Source organism: Cyclobacterium sp. 1_MG-2023 (genome assembly GCF_030546805.1).
In the GTDB taxonomy this organism is placed as follows: Bacteria; Bacteroidota; Bacteroidia; order Cytophagales; family Cyclobacteriaceae; genus Cyclobacterium.
Genome location: NZ_JAUOPC010000005.1, coordinates 180,449 through 195,993 on the forward strand (window position 1 = coordinate 180,449; position 15,545 = coordinate 195,993).

Consider the following 15,545-nt stretch of genomic DNA (forward strand, 5'->3'; position numbering starts at 1 on the left):
TTACAAGTTGTTGATTAAATATTTCATCCTTAACAATTCACCTACACTCCAAGCTTGAGAAATTGCTCCTTTGGGCCTGTGGGGAGGGTCACCTTCATAAATTTCCGCAATCGTTCCAATCCCATATTGCGTCATCACCTCATCAAAGCTATCGATCATGGTTTCCACCAGTTTCTTGCCTTCTTTTCCATGCAGTTTCAAATAACCTTCCGCAAAATGTCCCAGTAACCAAGGCCAAGCTGTTCCCTGATGGTATGCATTGTCTCTTTCGGTTTGATCCCCTTTATAATAGCCCCTGTATCGCGGGTCACTTGGTGCCAAAGTCCTTAAGCCCCTATGGGTAAACAAATTGGTTTTCACTACCTCCAATACACTGTCTTTTTGCTCATTAGAAAGCGGGCTATAAGGCAAAGAGGTGGCAAAAACCATATTTGGCCTAATGGACCAGTCTTTTTCTTCATCAGTAATCACATCTGCCAAATAGCCTTTTTTCTCAGACCAAAAACGATCCACAAAGCTAACCCCGACCTGATCCGCCAATTCACGGGCTTCATCATCTCCGGTCATTTCATGATAAAACCTCAAGGCATTGTACCACAAGGCATTGATTTCTACAGGACAGCCAATTCTAGGTGTCACCGGCCCTTCTTTGGTCACCGCATCCATCCATGTCAAGCCAACACCTTCTACACCTCCACTGATAAGCCCATCTTCCTGTACATGAATTTTAAAATCTGTCCCTGCCTTAAAGCCATCTATTATCCCTTTGCATTTATCTATATATTTGGACAGAATGGTCTCCTTGTCACCTGTGAAAACAATATATTGTTGCAAGGTCCAGAAAAACCAAAGAGGAGCATCTATGGAGTTCATATTTGTAGATACCCCACTCCCTACATTTGGAAACATGGCTCCTTTCAGATCCTTGGTCATGGAATCCATAACATCTAAAAAGGTTTGGTTATCGTCCATGGTCAAGGTAAGCCCGGGCAATGCGATAAAAGTATCTCTACCCCACCAGCCAAACCAAGGATACCCGGCGATCACACGCGTTTCCCCATCGCGTTTGCTTATAAACTGACCGGCAGAATTTCTCAGACAATTTTCAAAATTATCTCTTGGTATCCTTCTTTTAATTTCCTCATTAAAATTATCATGAAGCTCAGCTGTATTGGCTACTTTTAATCCGGCCGAAAAAATAACTTCATCCCCTTTTTCCATCTCAAACTCGAAGTATCCGGGAACATATAGGTCTTCTTGATAATCGTAGCCTCGCTCTATTTCTTTGGAGTACTCTATATTGTAAAACCAATCAGGCACGGGAACAAAATCGTTACCCATCGAAACCTGTAATGACAAAGGATCATAGGCTTCATAAAGCTGAACCTGTACGCCATTTTCAATTTTCTTTATTTTTTTATTTACATAGGTATTGGCTTTAGATAATCCATGGTAACCACGAAAAGCCAAAAAAGGATTAATTCTTATCTTAGTAGGAATAACGGCATCTGCCAATGTATACCTTATCATTACCCGGTCTGTTGTAGAATCCAAGATAATCTCTTTTTCAAAAATCACCCCACCCACCCTGTAAGTAAGTTTTGGGATAGGTTCTGAATCAAAATCTTCAAGATATTTATGTCCTCTTGGGGAGTAGGTACCCGGGTATTTATTAATTCCTAAGTTAAAAACGGCATCTTTTTGAACAATGCTCTCATGCACGTTGGATAGCAGCACGTGCAGTTGACCGTCTATTTGAGGCTGTGGAGCAACGAGCAGCCCATGGTATTTCCTTGTATTACAGCCAATAATGGTAGTACTCGTATAACAACCTAAGGGGTTGGAACGAATGATCTCTTTTTCTAAAGAGTAATTGAGGTTAATGAGTTGAGTCTTATCAAAGTGTATATAGCTCATTTAATCAAAAGTTTGAGGTTTTTATAAAAATACTTTAATACTTCGTAAAGAAAAATATTTAAGATAAAAACTAAAGCAATTAAGCTAAATGATTAAAATACGGCTGACTGTTTGACAAAAAAAAAGAACTCAAATAGAGTTCTCTTGGAATATTATATTTTCAACAGCTACTCAAGTAGCTTCCTTTTGAATTTTTTCTAGATTCTTAATGGATTCCTCAAATTTCATCATATACATCTGCACATGATTTAAATTAACATATTTTATTTGAGGGAAATTTTTTGAAGGTTGAAGTAACTTAAACATGATCTTCTGAAATTAAATGAATTCTACAACAATCGCTAATCAAATAACATGCCATAAACATGAATACCTTCTGCTTGGAAAACGAACAAAAACGAATTATAAATCAAGCCTAGTGTATTGCTCTTTAACCATTCAAAAGACGAGAAAAGAGACTGTTCCCATTTACCCTGCATTGCCCTCAAACTTCTCGGCATATGAATAAACCCTTTGTTGGATGCAGTTATAAAAAAACAACCCTCCCTAATCAAAGGGAGGGTTTGGGTGAAAGACCGGTTTCGAACCGGCGACCTCTGGATCCACAAACCAGCGCTCTAACCAGCTGAGCTACAATCACCATTTTATTTCATTTTCTGATTCTTTTATCAGATGGGATTGCAAAGGTAATATGCTTTTTTCAGTCACGCAATACCAAGCTAGATATTTCTTGAAAATTTAAGTCTTTCACCCCTTTTTTCTTCATTAAAGACGCCATTTTCATAAGCCAAATGACCTGAAACTATTGTATGAGTAACTTTTGACCTAAACTTTTGTCCTTCGAAAGGTGACCAACCACATTTAGAAAGCACATTCCCTCTGTTGACTTCCCAAGAATCATCCAAATCTACCAATACCATATCTGCAAAATAGCCTTCTCTTAAAAATCCTCTGTTTTCAATTTCAAAAAGTATGGCCACATTATGACTCGTTTTCTGAACGATTTGTACCAAGCTTATTTTTCCATTATGATACATTTCAAGTAAGGCCATCAAACCATGTTGCAATAAAGGCCCTCCTGAAGGAGCCTTAAGGTAAGGCTTTTCTTTTTCTTCAATGGTATGTGGAGCATGATCGGTAGCAATTACGTCAATATTGCCGTCCAGCACCCCTTTTAATATGGTATCCCTGTCATTTGAAGTTTTGATGGCCGGGTTCCATTTGATCCAATTTCCTTTGCTGTCATAATCTTCTTCGGAAAACCATAAGTGATGTATGCAAGCCTCTGCGGTAATCCTTTTTTCTGCAAGCGGTAAGGTATTGTCAAATAAACCCACTTCTTTCCCCGTACTGATATGCAATACATGCAACTTGGTACCATGGGTACGTGCCATTTCAACTACAATTTTGGAGGCATCATAACAGGCTTCCTCCGACCTGATTTTCGGGTGAAATTTTGCCGGAATCTCCTCTCCATACCCCTGCTTAAATCTTTCTAAGTTTGCTTTAATGATGTTGTCATTCTCGCTATGGGTAGCTATCAAAATCGGACATTCTTTGAATATGGCCTCCAAACTGTCCGGATTATCTACCAACATATTGCCGGTGGACGATCCCTGAAAAACCTTCACTCCACAAACATTTTTTACATCAACACTTTTAATGGTCTCAATATTATCATTGGTTGCCCCTAAATAAAAAGAGTAATTTGCTAAGGACTTGGCCGCACCAATGGCATACTTCTCCTCCAATAGCTCATGTGTGGTACTTTGAGGGATGGTGTTTGGCATTTCCATAAAACTAGTCACACCTCCGGCTACTGCCGTTTTACTTTCCGTATAGATCTCTGCCTTATGGGTCAATCCCGGCTCTCTGAAGTGAACCTGATCATCAATTAAACCAGGCAATAAGTATTTCCCATTGGCATCTATCACTATATCCGCCTCTTTTCCTGACAAATCTCCTCCCACTGAAAAAATCAAGCCCTCCTTTATATATACATCTCCACGTATAATCTTACCTTCATTTACTATATTTGCATCACGGATTAGTATTCTTTTCATAGCATTTGTTTTTTATGGTAGGTGCTTGGGTCGAAACACCTCTAAATATTTTCCTAAATTTATAAAATCATGTCCGATCAGCTATCATCTTTCGAAAATTTTAAACTGAATAACCAACTTTTAAATGCTGTGAAGGAAATTGGTTATGAAAAACCTACCCCTATACAGGAAAAGGCCATTCCATTAGCATTGGCCGGTCACGATATTCTTGGCATCGCCCAAACAGGAACGGGTAAAACCGCAGCTTATGTCTTGCCCTTATTGTTTAAGGTGAAATATGCACAAGGCCAACACCCTCGTGCTTTAATAATGGCCCCTACCAGAGAACTGGTGATGCAGATTGAAGAGGCAGTGGTGGGTTTTGGTAAATATACCGACCTAAGATATGTTTGCCTTTACGGAGGATTGGGCCCTAAACCACAGATTGAAAAATTACAAGAAGGAGTAGACATTATCATTGCTACTCCCGGAAGATTCATAGACCTTTACCATAAAGGCGAAATCTATACCAGAGACATTAAAACCATGGTTTTGGATGAAGCTGACAAAATGCTGGACATGGGCTTCCTTCCCCAAATTAAAAACATTCTGGAAGTGATTCCTGTCAAACGGCAAAACCTCTTATTCTCAGCTACCTTTAGCCAACGAGTAGAAAACCTCTCTTTTGAATTCCTTGAATTCCCCGAACGTGTAGAAGTAGCTCCTCAAGCCACTACTGCCGAAACCATCGAGCAGGTAAAATATTTTGTCCCCAATATCAGAACAAAGCTAGACCTATTGCTAAAACTTGTCAACGAGGATGGTTTTGAAAGAGGGATTATCTTTACCAAGTCTCGCAAAAATGCTGACACGGTTCATCAATACCTTCAAAAAAATCAATCCGGAAGTATCCGGGTCATCCATGCCAATAAAGGCCAAAATACAAGGATCAACAGTATGGATGATTTCAAAAAAGGAGAGGTGAAAATTTTGGTAGCAACAGATGTAGCAGCCAGAGGCTTAGATGTAAGTCTGGTCAGTCATGTCATCAATTTTGATGTACCCTTGATTTATGAGGATTATGTTCATCGAATCGGTCGAACAGGGAGGGCAGAAAATGAAGGCAAAGCAGCTACATTTATAAACCCTGCCGAAGCTTTTCATTTTGAAAAAATAGAGTCGATCATAAGAATGCTTGTACCCGAGCAGGAAATCCCTGAAGAAATCACCATTCACAAAACCCCTTTTGAAGAAAAGCAGGATTACGAAAGGGAGATCGACAAACAAAAAAGAGGCGATGACCCTGAATTTAAAGGGGCTTTTCATGAAAAAAAGGGGTATGCGAAACCTTATAAGGAGAAAGAAGAGAAGCGTGGCAACAAAAACAGTAAAGCCAAGCGGAACAGAAACCAAATGAAGAAAAAAAGCAAGCATAAAAACAAATAGGGAAAAGTCTTCCCCTATTTGTTTTTCATTTCTGAAATTGAAATTAAATGGTTATTGATGGAAGGTTTCTGAAATAAAACTCAAGACATTCGGCAGTGATGCCCTCCAATAGGTCCAGTTATGAGCGCCATCACGAATCCTAAACTCATGGGGAATTTCCTTTTTCTTCATCGCAATATGTACGAGGCTATTCCCTTCATACAGAAAATCATCATCTCCACAATCAAAAAACCATTTCACCGATTTAATCTTCTCAATATCATTAAGCTCCAGCTGCCTTAAAGCCTGATGCTTTTCGTAATAAGCTTTCAATTGGTCTTTATCCTTGACTTCCCCCTGATATCTTTTTAAAAAATCATCATACGAAGTATTCCTTAATGATGCACTAAGAGGACAAGCCGATGAAAACAAATCCGGCCGATGCATGGCATAGAAATAGGTTCCACCTCCTCCCATAGAAAGCCCTGAAATCGCCCTATATTTCTTTACACTCTTGATTCTGTACTGAGACTCCACATAAGGCATTAATTCTTCAAAGAAGAAATCTTCATACCTCCAATCATTTTTTATGTCATTAAAATAACCCCTTTTCCCTGTATTGGCATCCGGCATTACGATAATCATGGGAGTGGCTGAACCATCTTCAAAGGCATTGTCTGCTATTCGTTGCACTTCTCCAAATTGAACCCAACCGGTTTGATCGTCACCTGCACCATGCAATAAGTAAAGAACCGGGTAAGATCTTTGAGAATATTCATATCCCGGAGGCAGGTAAACAGCAAATTTTCTTTCCATACCAAGGATCTTGCTTTCCATTGTCAATGCATCAAACACCCTGCTTTCCTGGGCCAACAAGCCTGAGAAGGAAACTAAAAACAAGGGCAATAATATTCGTAAAATTTTCATCTTATTATTGGTTTATTTTGCTAGGGAAAGTAAAGAATTATTCTTATTTATCTATTTATTTAAAGCCTAAATATCACACCCTTTTAGAGAATTGACTGAATTAATGGGTATGTATCCAACAAAGCAATGGTATTTTTATTATTTTAACCTTAGAATCAAGGTCAATGCATTCATTCAATTATGGAAAGGAGAAAATTTCTAAGCAATTCAGCGCTTGCCTTATTGGCGGCAGGCACCATGGGAAACGGGTGCTTAATCGCCAAAACCAATACGGCGAGAAAATTTAAGATAGCCCTAAACCCGGGCAATATCGGAGTCAAGGCAAACCTTACCCAAACACTGGATTATGCCATTACCTATGGGTATGAAACCATAAGTCCTTTTGTAGAAGAGGTCATGCTGGATTATTCGCCGGGGCAATTGGCAGACCTTAAGAACAAAATGAAGGCAAATGAAATAGGTTTTGGCTCCACAAATCTACCTGTTGCATTCAGAAAAGACAATCGCAGTTTTCTTGAAGATTTTAAAAAGTTAGCACCCTTTTGTAAGACGATGGAAAAGCTTGGAGCCACCCGCATCAACACCTGGATTATATCTTCTCACAATTCCCTAACCTACAATGAGAACATGAAGCAACATGCCTATCGTTTGGGGGAATGTGCCCGTGTCATGAAGGATTATGGAATTAGACTGGGGCTGGAATACCTTGGAACAAGACCTTTGCTCATTCAAAACAAGTATCCTTTTATATCCACTCTGAAAGAAGGGAAGGAACTCATCGCAGCCACCGGTCAAAGTAACGTGGGATTCGTATTGGATTCATTTCATTGGTATACTGCAAATGACAATAAAGAAGACATCCTCCAACTCAAGGCAGAGGACATTGTGGTGGTAGATATAAATGATGCCAGAAAGGGCTTTAGCAGAGAAACTCAGGTGGATTTAAAGCGAGAGCTCCCCTTGTCAACAGGCGTTATCAATCTCAAAGCTTTTATGGAAGGCTTGGTGGCCATTGGGTATGATGGTCCCATTAGAACCGAGCCTTTTAATCAGGTGCTCAATGATATGGAAAATGATGCCGCACTCCAAGCAAACAAAGAGGCCATCAATAAGGTACTGGCTTTGGTAGACCTGTAAAACGCTTGGTTAAATATCGATCAGGAAACGGTTAACTGACCTGCTATTTCTTAATCCGTATCGAAGCAAAAGTAGGCCAGATTAAGTCCGCACTAAATAAATTTTCGAATACTCATTACATAGCCCATGTGTAGTCCTTCATGAAAATTATTGAATACTAGGGCATCCTCCACAGAGCTCAGGTGAAAACCTGTTTTGGTGGTCCTTTCATGATAGGTGGCAAACTTACCATTATAAAAGTCGGATTCGGTTTGCGGAATTAAATCCATTAGAAGCGCTTTCAATACTCCATATTCATCCTCAGACACCGGGACTTCCGGCTTGGTTCCTATACCATACCTTCCGAACATCTCATCGGGCAGGTGGGTGGGCAATCCGGACCCCTTGTACACAAGCCCTTGTTGGGCTACAATTACATGACCTATATTCCAAATCAGGTTGTTATTAAACCCTTGCGGAATTTGGTTTAACTGATCGAGCTTATAACTTTCAAGTAAAGTAAGAAAAAGGTTTCTACTTGTTTTCCAGGTTTTAAAGGTAGCTTCCATCCAATGGTTCAAAATATTAACTCAGTCAATCAAAGGAACTTGCCTTTCCCTAACCAAGACTGATAAAGACAAAATTTATAAAATAAAGAATTAACCCCGGAATTGTTTTCGCGACGGTAAATTCAGCCTGCAACCCTCACCTAATCTTTTGGAGGGCTAATCATGATATGTGCCCGATGTGTCCCCGGGTCCATTATCCATGGCATGCCGGGGAAATCAGGTTTTGTAGACAAACCCGTACTTTCCTTAGTAGCCCATGGGATATAAACCACATAGCGGAGGTAGGTATTGTCAACTTTGCCTTTCATGGGGTCAAAATCGGCTTTATCTGCCGTCAATACATAAAGGGAAGCAGGCTCACCGGGCATTTTAAGACTACCACTTTTGGCTTCTTTCTCACGGGTGTCAAATATTTGCTTAAAGTTCTTGCCTTCCTTTTTCAATGCTCTTCCTCTTTCCATAAAAGGTTCCAAATCTTTATGGTAACAAGAAACACTGAAACCCTCTGTCTGGGGATTATCTGCAATACAAATCATTTCATTATTACCTTCCCTAAGCACAGTCCAATCTCCATTGGCATCATATCCGTACACCTTGGCTCCTTTTTTAAAATCTTGAGGCGCAGCCAAGACTGCAGCCTTAATCTGAGCGGCTTTATCGGGAATTTGTTGAGCTTCTAACTTACTTGCTAAAAATAAAACGAAAAGACTGAATACTATTTTTTTCATGGCCATTGTTAGGATTGGTTCCAATTAGAGTTTATGAATATAATCAAAGTTTTTGAGTCCCATAAAGGTTTGTGGAGAAAACTGATAAGACGGACAACTATAATAAGCAATAAAGGGCTTAGGTATTGCAACCTAAGCCCTTTATCAATCAATTTTTGACAGCAATATTACCTCTCCGTCCGATTGTTTGTACCGTCCACAGAAGTTCTATTTTCACGATTTGCCAAATCCCAAGCTGTATGGAAAATCAGTTTCGCTCTTTTCTCCATCAAATCAAATTCAATTTTATCTACCGTATCAGTGGGTTTATGGTAATCATCATGAACACCATTAAAAAAGAATATTACAGGAATATTATGCTTGGCAAAATTGTAATGATCGGATCTGTAATAAAACCTATTGGGATCGTCCTCTGCATCATACCTATAATCTAAAATTAGATTGGTATAGGTTATATTATTGTATTCATTGATAATTTTTAATTGGGAAGACAGCATTTCAGAACCTATCACATAAACATAATCTTGATTTTCGGCATCCTGGTATTCATAGTCAATCCTTCCCACCATGTCGATATTGATATTATTTACCGTATTTTCTAAAGGGAAAACAGGATTTTCGGAATAGTACTCAGAGCCAAGCAAACCTTTTTCTTCACCAGTAACATTTAAGAACAGTATGCTACGTCTTGGACTATATCCATCCCTAGCAGCCTGAGCAAATGCTTCGGCAATTTCCATTACAGAAACTGTTCCGGACCCATCATCATCCGCACCATTGTTTATTTCTCCTGTGCTGCTTACACCGATATGGTCGTAGTGAGAAGAAATCACCAAAACTTCTTCCTTTTTATCGGTCCCTTCAAGGAAGGCCATTACATTTTCAGTATCAATATAATCTTTTTGCTTTACCACCTTAAAAACGGCTTTTTGAGAAGGAATTATTGACGGATCATTTTTGGCCGCTTCTTTCAACACATCCACTGGTGTTTCAAAAAGCTCTCCCATTTTGATTGAACTGACCATAAACACCGGCTTTTGCTCTGTGGGTTTATCAAAGCCCATCCTACCCTTACCTGTCAAGCTTTTGTAGCGATTGGCCATTCTATCAAAATTGGCTTGTCCCTCCATGGTTACAATCAAAGCCCCAACTGCACCTGCATCCATTACTTTATTTATGGCTTGCCCAACATTATTTCCAATGGCCCATAAGCCAACTATTTTTCCTTCCACTTCTACTTTTGAAATGTTCTCATCTGAGGCTAAACCTAAAAAAACCAAATCAGTCTTTTTATTCCTCTTCATATTTGCATCTCCCACAAATACAAAATCCTCATTTAATATTAATTTGTTTTTGCCAATTTTTAACGAGACTTCTTTCCAGCTTACACTTGACAACTGAAAAGGCTGAAGATAACTTCCATCTACAGGCCCCTTGAGATCGTTAGCTTTGTAAAAATCTATCAAGTAATCTGCTGCCAATTTTTGACCCTCAGACCCCGTATCTCGTCCTTTTAGTTCATCAGAAGCTAAATACGTCAAGTGCTTTTTTAAATCGCCTGACTGAATTGTTGATGCATATTTTAATGAGAGGTCCTCCTGTCCAAAAATTGGATTTGAAAAAACTACAAAAATAAATAATGCAACTAAAGTTGATTTATTTTTCATATTGGTTAATTAAGTTTATAGCTAAGGTAGATTTTGCCAATATCTCCCATTTTAACTGGTTTATATGAAGTAATTTAAGCATAAATAAAAGACCTAAATCAGCTAATATTTTTAACTTTGCGGATCGATTCAAGATCTATTGGCCGCGCCAAAATTAATCATATTTTATCTTTTTATGAAAATCAATCTCGCTTCATCCGAAAAATTTAGAAATAGACATATTTCACCTTCTGAAAATGAGCTTCAGGAAATGCTAAACACCATAGGAGTAGATTCCTTGGATACTTTAATTGATGAAACCATCCCCAGCACCATCCGACTAAAGCAGCCTTTACAACTTCCCAAGCCTCTTTCTGAAAATCTATTTCTTAAATCTTTCAAAGCTACCATTGGTAAAAACCAAATTTTTAAATCTTATATTGGATTAGGATATTACGATACCTTGGTACCGGGAGTTATTCAGAGAAATATTCTTGAAAACCCGGGATGGTATACGGCTTACACCCCCTATCAGGCCGAAATCGCCCAAGGGAGATTGGAGGCCTTAATAAATTTCCAAACCATGGTGAGTGAGTTGACAGGAATGGAGTTGGCCAACGCCTCTCTTTTGGATGAAGGAACAGCTGCAGCAGAAGCCATGACCATGTTGAGCGCAGCAAAAGCCAGGAATAAGAAAAAGGCAAATACTTTCTATGTAGACGAAAAGGTTTTTGAGCAAACCAAGGCGATATTAAAAACTAGAGCTATACCCATTGGCATCTCATTAAAAATTGGTTCCTTATCTGACCTTGACCTGAGCGATCCGGGATTATTTGGTATACTTATACAATACCCCAATTCAGATGGAGAAGTTGTCAATTATGAATCCTTGGTAAGTGCTGCAAAGGAAAACCAGGTAAGTACAGCTTTTAGTACCGATCTATTGAGCCTTACCTTACTTAAGCCCCCTGGGGAAATGGGAGCGGATGTAGTGATAGGCAGTACCCAGCGATTTGGTGTTCCTATGGGATTTGGAGGTCCTCATGCAGCATTTTTTGCAACAAAAGAATCCTTTAAAAGACAGATCCCCGGAAGAATCATCGGTGTATCCGTGGACAAGTCAGGTAAAAATGCTTACCGAATGGCTTTGCAAACGAGGGAGCAACATATCAAAAGAGAAAGGGCTACCTCCAATATCTGTACAGCACAGGTATTGTTGGCTGTAATGGCCGGAATGTATGCTGTTTATCACGGACCCAAGGGCTTAAAAGCCATTGCTTCACGCACCCATGGCTTAGCAGTTATGACAGCTAAATGGCTTAGTGAGATTGGCTTTGAACAAATCAATAAGGCCTATTTTGACACCATCCGTATCAAGGTAGATCAAGTACAGATGGAAAAAATCCGTGCCTTTGCAGTTTCCAAAAAATTAAACTTCAGGTACGATAAAGGCCATATTCTATTGAGCTTCGATCAGGCAAAAACCAGGCAGGATGTAGTCGAAATTTTTGAAGTATTTGCCAAATCCACCAATAAGTTACAACCGGAAGTTCCGGAGATCCCAAGTCAAATTGAAGCAACCATTCCTTCTGAATTAGAAAGAAAATCCAAATTCCTTGAGCATGAGGTATTCCAGAAATACCACTCTGAGCATGAAATGCTACGCTACTTGAAAAAACTTGAAAACAAGGATTTATCTTTGGTTCACTCCATGATTTCTTTGGGCTCTTGCACCATGAAGCTCAATGCCACCACTGAAATGATCCCCATTACCTGGCCGGAAATTGGACAGTTGCACCCCTTTGCACCCCAAGATCAAGCGGCAGGTTATTATGAGATGTTTCAAGATCTTCGGAATTGGCTTAGTGAAATTACAGGCTTTTCTGATACCTCCTTGCAGCCCAATTCAGGGGCACAAGGAGAGTATGCTGGTTTAATGGTGATCCGTGCTTACCATCAAAGTAGAAATGAAGACTTTAGAAACGTAGTCTTAATTCCTTCTTCGGCCCACGGAACCAACCCGGCCTCTGCAGTCATGGCAGGAATGAAAGTAGTGATTGTGCCTTGTGATGAAAAAGGAAATATTGATGTAGCTGCTTTCAAAGAAAAAGCAGCTACCTATAAAGACCAACTTTCTGCCCTTATGGTAACCTATCCATCTACCCACGGGGTCTTTGAAGAGGCGATTAAAGAAATCTGTGACCTTGTACATGAATATGGCGGACAAGTATATATGGATGGAGCCAATATGAATGCACAGGTGGGACTGACCAGCCCGGGTTTGATCGGCGCAGACGTTTGTCATCTTAATCTTCACAAGACTTTCTGCATTCCTCATGGAGGAGGTGGACCGGGAATGGGTCCCATTTGTGTAGCCAAGCATTTGGTACCATTTCTACCGGGAAATCCTTATGTAAAGACCGGAGGTACCGCTGCCATTACCCCGATATCTGCAGCCCCTTTTGGCAGCTCAAGTATTTTACCAATTCCTTATGCTTACATTGCCATGATGGGCGAGGAAGGCTTATCAAAAGCTACGAAAATTGCCATTTTGAATGCCAATTACATTAAAACCCGCCTCGGTGCTGATTTCCCTATTCTGTATACCGGAGCCAACGGTCGGGCCGCACATGAAATGATTTTGGATTGCAGGGCATTCAAGGCCTTTGGTGTGGAAGTGGAAGACATTGCAAAGCGACTTATGGATTATGGTTTTCATGCGCCTACCGTTTCTTTCCCTGTACCCGGCACACTTATGGTGGAACCTACAGAGTCTGAATCTAAGGATGAACTGGACCGTTTCTGCGAAGCCATGATTGCCATCCGTCAAGAGATCAGAGAAGTAGAAGAAGGTAAAGCGGATAAACAGGTGAATGTATTGAAAAATGCGCCCCACACTGCTGCAAGTATTATCTCAGACAACTGGGAAATGCCTTATAGCAGGGAAAAAGCCGCTTATCCACTACCTTTTGTTAAAGAGAATAAATTTTGGCCGGCGGTGGGTAGAATAGATGCTGCCTATGGTGACCGAAACCTTATGTGTAGCTGTATCCCAACCTCGGATTTTGAGACCGAATAAAACGGCTAAACAAGCTAAATAAATGGCCCAACTTGAAATTCAAGTTGGGCCTTTTTATTATAGTAAAAAAGAATTTTACTTCAAACTTCCTGTCATGTCTTCAGGACGTACCCATTCGTCAAACTGCTCGTTGGTCAATAAGCCAAGATCAAGAGCTGCTTCGCGCAAGCTTGTACCTTCCTTGTGGGCTTTTTTAGCAATTTTTGCGGCATTTTCATAGCCAATATGGGGATTTAGCGCAGTAACAAGCATCAAGCTATTTTCAAGATGCCTTTTGATAAAAGGAACATTTGGTGCAATACCTACCACACAATTGTCTGTGAAGGAAACACAAGCATCTCCCAATAATCTTGCGGAGTTAAGTAGATTATTTACCATCATAGGTTTAAATACGTTCAGCTCAAACTGACCGCTCATTCCTCCTACAGAAACGGCAGTATCATTTCCTATAACTTGAGCACAAACCATGGTCATGGCCTCTACCTGTGTAGGGTTAACTTTACCTGGCATGATGGATGATCCCGGTTCATTCTCAGGAATCAAGATTTCACCAATCCCGGATCGAGGGCCTGAAGACAACATCCTGACATCATTGGCAATTTTCATCAGGCTTACAGCCAATTGTTTCAAGGCTCCATGGGTCTCTACTATGGCATCATGGGCTGCCAAAGATTCAAATTTATTGGGAGCAGTTATAAAAGGATTGCCTGAATAATGTGCAATTTTCTCTGCCACCAACTCAGCATAACCATTAGGGGTGTTCAATCCTGTACCAACAGCAGTACCTCCCAATGCCAATTCAGAAAGATGAGGCAGGGTATTTTTAATGGCTTTTATGGCATGGTCTAACTGCGCAACATAGCCGGAAAATTCTTGCCCGAGTGTGAGCGGAGTAGCATCCATAAAGTGAGTCCGCCCTATTTTGACTACCTCCATAAACTCATCAGACTTGGCCTTAAGGGTATCTCTAAGCTTTTGCGCACCTGAAAGTGTAGTGTCTACCACCATTTTGTAAGCCGCGATATGCATGGCAGTTGGAAAGGTATCATTGGATGATTGAGATTTATTTACATCATCATTCGGGTGAATTTTCTTTTTCTCATCTTGCAAGCTGCCACCCAAAAGCACATGAGAACGATAGGCAACTACCTCATTTACATTCATATTGGACTGGGTGCCAGATCCGGTTTGCCATACTACCAAGGGAAATTGATCATCAAGCTTACCTTCAAGAATTTCATCACAGGTTTGGCTAATGATATCGGCTTTCGCCTGATCCAAAACACCAAGTGCAGCATTGGCCTGTGCAGCAGATTTTTTTAAAATGGCGAAAGCATGCACGATCTCCAAGGGCATCTGGTGTTTTGCTCCACCAATTTTAAAGTTGTTCACAGACCTTTGGGTTTGTGCACCCCAAAATTTATCTGCAGGAACCTCCACCGGCCCCATGGTATCTTTCTCTATCCTGTATTCCATTTTAATATTTATTGAAAGTTTATAAATTGACTAATTGATCCGCTAAAATACGACAGGGCAGCCACAATCCATAAAGGAGAGGCAAAATCTTGATTTCTTAAGCTTATTTTAATTGTCAGGATTTAAAGCTTCATTAGTTCGTGAAAAAGGGATTGACTTTCTTTTACCTTTCTCTTGAAATGTGCCCATGCAAAACCATAATTTCCCAATCCTACCAAAAAACAAAGCAATGCCAACTTCCAATCTTGCACTACGGATAAAAACAAAACCGTTAGGCCAAATGATACAATGGCCCAAAATCCCAGAAAAAAAGAAGCCCCAGGAAAAAAAGAATAATTTAAAGAGACCAGACAGCCTTTGGGAAGTGGTGCTATCTCCCCTTTTATCAAAGGCAAAAAACTATCCGCTCTATCAATAATTTTTGAAATTCTAAAACTATTATCCCCAATGTTCCCATTAAAAAAAATAGCTTGCCCTGGAGGCAGGTACTTCGTTTCCTCCAGGTAGTCTACAGGTCTGGTTATTAAGGCTACTCTTGCCATCACCTCCTTACTTCTCAAGGTGCTTACAAAAGTTTCACTATAGTTAGGAACCAGTCTCACCATACCACAAAATACTAA

The 15,545-nt window shown here is 40.0% G+C and carries 11 protein-coding genes and 1 tRNA gene; 3 read left to right on the top strand and 9 right to left on the bottom strand.

The features are described from left to right. The 3 genes from Q4534_RS09460 to Q4534_RS09470 form a co-directional block, all read right to left on the bottom strand. Positions 1-1,917 (bottom strand): amylo-alpha-1,6-glucosidase, encoded by a 1,917-nt coding sequence (locus Q4534_RS09460; RefSeq protein WP_303612929.1) that lies wholly within the window; start codon positions 1,915-1,917, stop codon positions 1-3. 565 nt (positions 1,918-2,482) lie between these two features. Further along, positions 2,483-2,558, bottom strand: a tRNA-His gene (locus tag Q4534_RS09465). A gap of 78 nt (positions 2,559-2,636) precedes the next feature. Next, positions 2,637-3,980 carry a dihydroorotase gene (locus Q4534_RS09470; protein WP_303612930.1) on the bottom strand — a complete coding sequence of 448 codons (1,344 nt, stop codon included), beginning with the start codon at positions 3,978-3,980 and terminating at the stop codon, positions 2,637-2,639. A 69-nt stretch (positions 3,981-4,049) separates the two neighbouring features. On the opposite strand from Q4534_RS09470, the gene Q4534_RS09475 reads away from it, so the two are divergent. Further along, positions 4,050-5,405: a DEAD/DEAH box helicase gene (locus Q4534_RS09475; RefSeq protein WP_303612931.1), complete on the top strand. Its 1,356-nt coding sequence runs from the start codon at positions 4,050-4,052 to the stop codon at positions 5,403-5,405. A 51-nt stretch (positions 5,406-5,456) separates the two neighbouring features. Here the strand turns inward: Q4534_RS09475 and Q4534_RS09480 are convergent, their stop codons facing one another. Then, on the bottom strand, positions 5,457-6,311 hold the full coding sequence (locus tag Q4534_RS09480) for an esterase family protein (protein WP_303612932.1): 855 nt from the start codon (positions 6,309-6,311) through the stop codon (positions 5,457-5,459). 180 nt (positions 6,312-6,491) lie between these two features. Between Q4534_RS09480 and Q4534_RS09485 the strand changes: the two genes are divergently transcribed. Then, positions 6,492-7,448 carry a sugar phosphate isomerase/epimerase gene (locus tag Q4534_RS09485; RefSeq protein WP_303612933.1) on the top strand — a complete coding sequence of 319 codons (957 nt, stop codon included), beginning with the start codon at positions 6,492-6,494 and terminating at the stop codon, positions 7,446-7,448. A gap of 92 nt (positions 7,449-7,540) precedes the next feature. Here the strand turns inward: Q4534_RS09485 and Q4534_RS09490 are convergent, their stop codons facing one another. From Q4534_RS09490 to Q4534_RS09500, 3 genes are all read right to left on the bottom strand, one after another. Then, a complete protein-coding gene (locus Q4534_RS09490; RefSeq protein ID WP_303612934.1) occupies positions 7,541-7,996 on the bottom strand; it encodes a DinB family protein in 456 nt (151 codons plus the stop codon). A 140-nt stretch (positions 7,997-8,136) separates the two neighbouring features. Further along, positions 8,137-8,724 (bottom strand): hypothetical protein, encoded by a 588-nt coding sequence (locus tag Q4534_RS09495; protein WP_303612935.1) that lies wholly within the window; start codon positions 8,722-8,724, stop codon positions 8,137-8,139. 167 nt (positions 8,725-8,891) lie between these two features. Beyond that, a complete protein-coding gene (locus Q4534_RS09500; protein ID WP_303612936.1) occupies positions 8,892-10,391 on the bottom strand; it encodes a M28 family peptidase in 1,500 nt (499 codons plus the stop codon). A gap of 175 nt (positions 10,392-10,566) precedes the next feature. Here Q4534_RS09500 and gcvP point away from each other — a divergent pair, with 175 nt between their 5' ends. Beyond that, positions 10,567-13,449: an aminomethyl-transferring glycine dehydrogenase gene (gcvP, locus tag Q4534_RS09505; protein ID WP_303612937.1), complete on the top strand. Its 2,883-nt coding sequence runs from the start codon at positions 10,567-10,569 to the stop codon at positions 13,447-13,449. A gap of 75 nt (positions 13,450-13,524) precedes the next feature. Here the strand turns inward: gcvP and fumC are convergent, their stop codons facing one another. Next, positions 13,525-14,925, bottom strand: coding sequence for a class II fumarate hydratase (fumC, locus tag Q4534_RS09510; RefSeq protein ID WP_303612938.1), 1,401 nt, complete (start codon positions 14,923-14,925; stop codon positions 13,525-13,527). A gap of 122 nt (positions 14,926-15,047) precedes the next feature. Then, on the bottom strand, positions 15,048-15,530 hold the full coding sequence (locus Q4534_RS09515; RefSeq protein ID WP_303612939.1) for a hypothetical protein: 483 nt from the start codon (positions 15,528-15,530) through the stop codon (positions 15,048-15,050). Positions 15,531-15,545: the final 15 nt, after the last annotated feature.

What these genes read in the sequence shown, in the direction of transcription:
- Q4534_RS09480 (WP_303612932.1), bottom strand. Translation starts at nt 6,311, where the DNA reads ATGAAAATTTTACGAATATTATTGCCCTTGTTTTTAGTTTCCTTCTCA.
- Q4534_RS09470 (WP_303612930.1), bottom strand. Translation starts at nt 3,980, where the DNA reads ATGAAAAGAATACTAATCCGTGATGCAAATATAGTAAATGAAGGTAAG.
- Q4534_RS09515 (WP_303612939.1), bottom strand. Translation starts at nt 15,530, where the DNA reads ATGGTGAGACTGGTTCCTAACTATAGTGAAACTTTTGTAAGCACCTTG.
- fumC (WP_303612938.1), bottom strand. Translation starts at nt 14,925, where the DNA reads ATGGAATACAGGATAGAGAAAGATACCATGGGGCCGGTGGAGGTTCCT.
- Q4534_RS09485 (WP_303612933.1), top strand. Translation starts at nt 6,492, where the DNA reads ATGGAAAGGAGAAAATTTCTAAGCAATTCAGCGCTTGCCTTATTGGCG.
- Q4534_RS09475 (WP_303612931.1), top strand. Translation starts at nt 4,050, where the DNA reads ATGTCCGATCAGCTATCATCTTTCGAAAATTTTAAACTGAATAACCAA.
- Q4534_RS09490 (WP_303612934.1), bottom strand. Translation starts at nt 7,996, where the DNA reads ATGGAAGCTACCTTTAAAACCTGGAAAACAAGTAGAAACCTTTTTCTT.
- Q4534_RS09460 (WP_303612929.1), bottom strand. Translation starts at nt 1,917, where the DNA reads ATGAGCTATATACACTTTGATAAGACTCAACTCATTAACCTCAATTAC.
- gcvP (WP_303612937.1), top strand. Translation starts at nt 10,567, where the DNA reads ATGAAAATCAATCTCGCTTCATCCGAAAAATTTAGAAATAGACATATT.
- Q4534_RS09500 (WP_303612936.1), bottom strand. Translation starts at nt 10,391, where the DNA reads ATGAAAAATAAATCAACTTTAGTTGCATTATTTATTTTTGTAGTTTTT.
- Q4534_RS09495 (WP_303612935.1), bottom strand. Translation starts at nt 8,724, where the DNA reads ATGAAAAAAATAGTATTCAGTCTTTTCGTTTTATTTTTAGCAAGTAAG.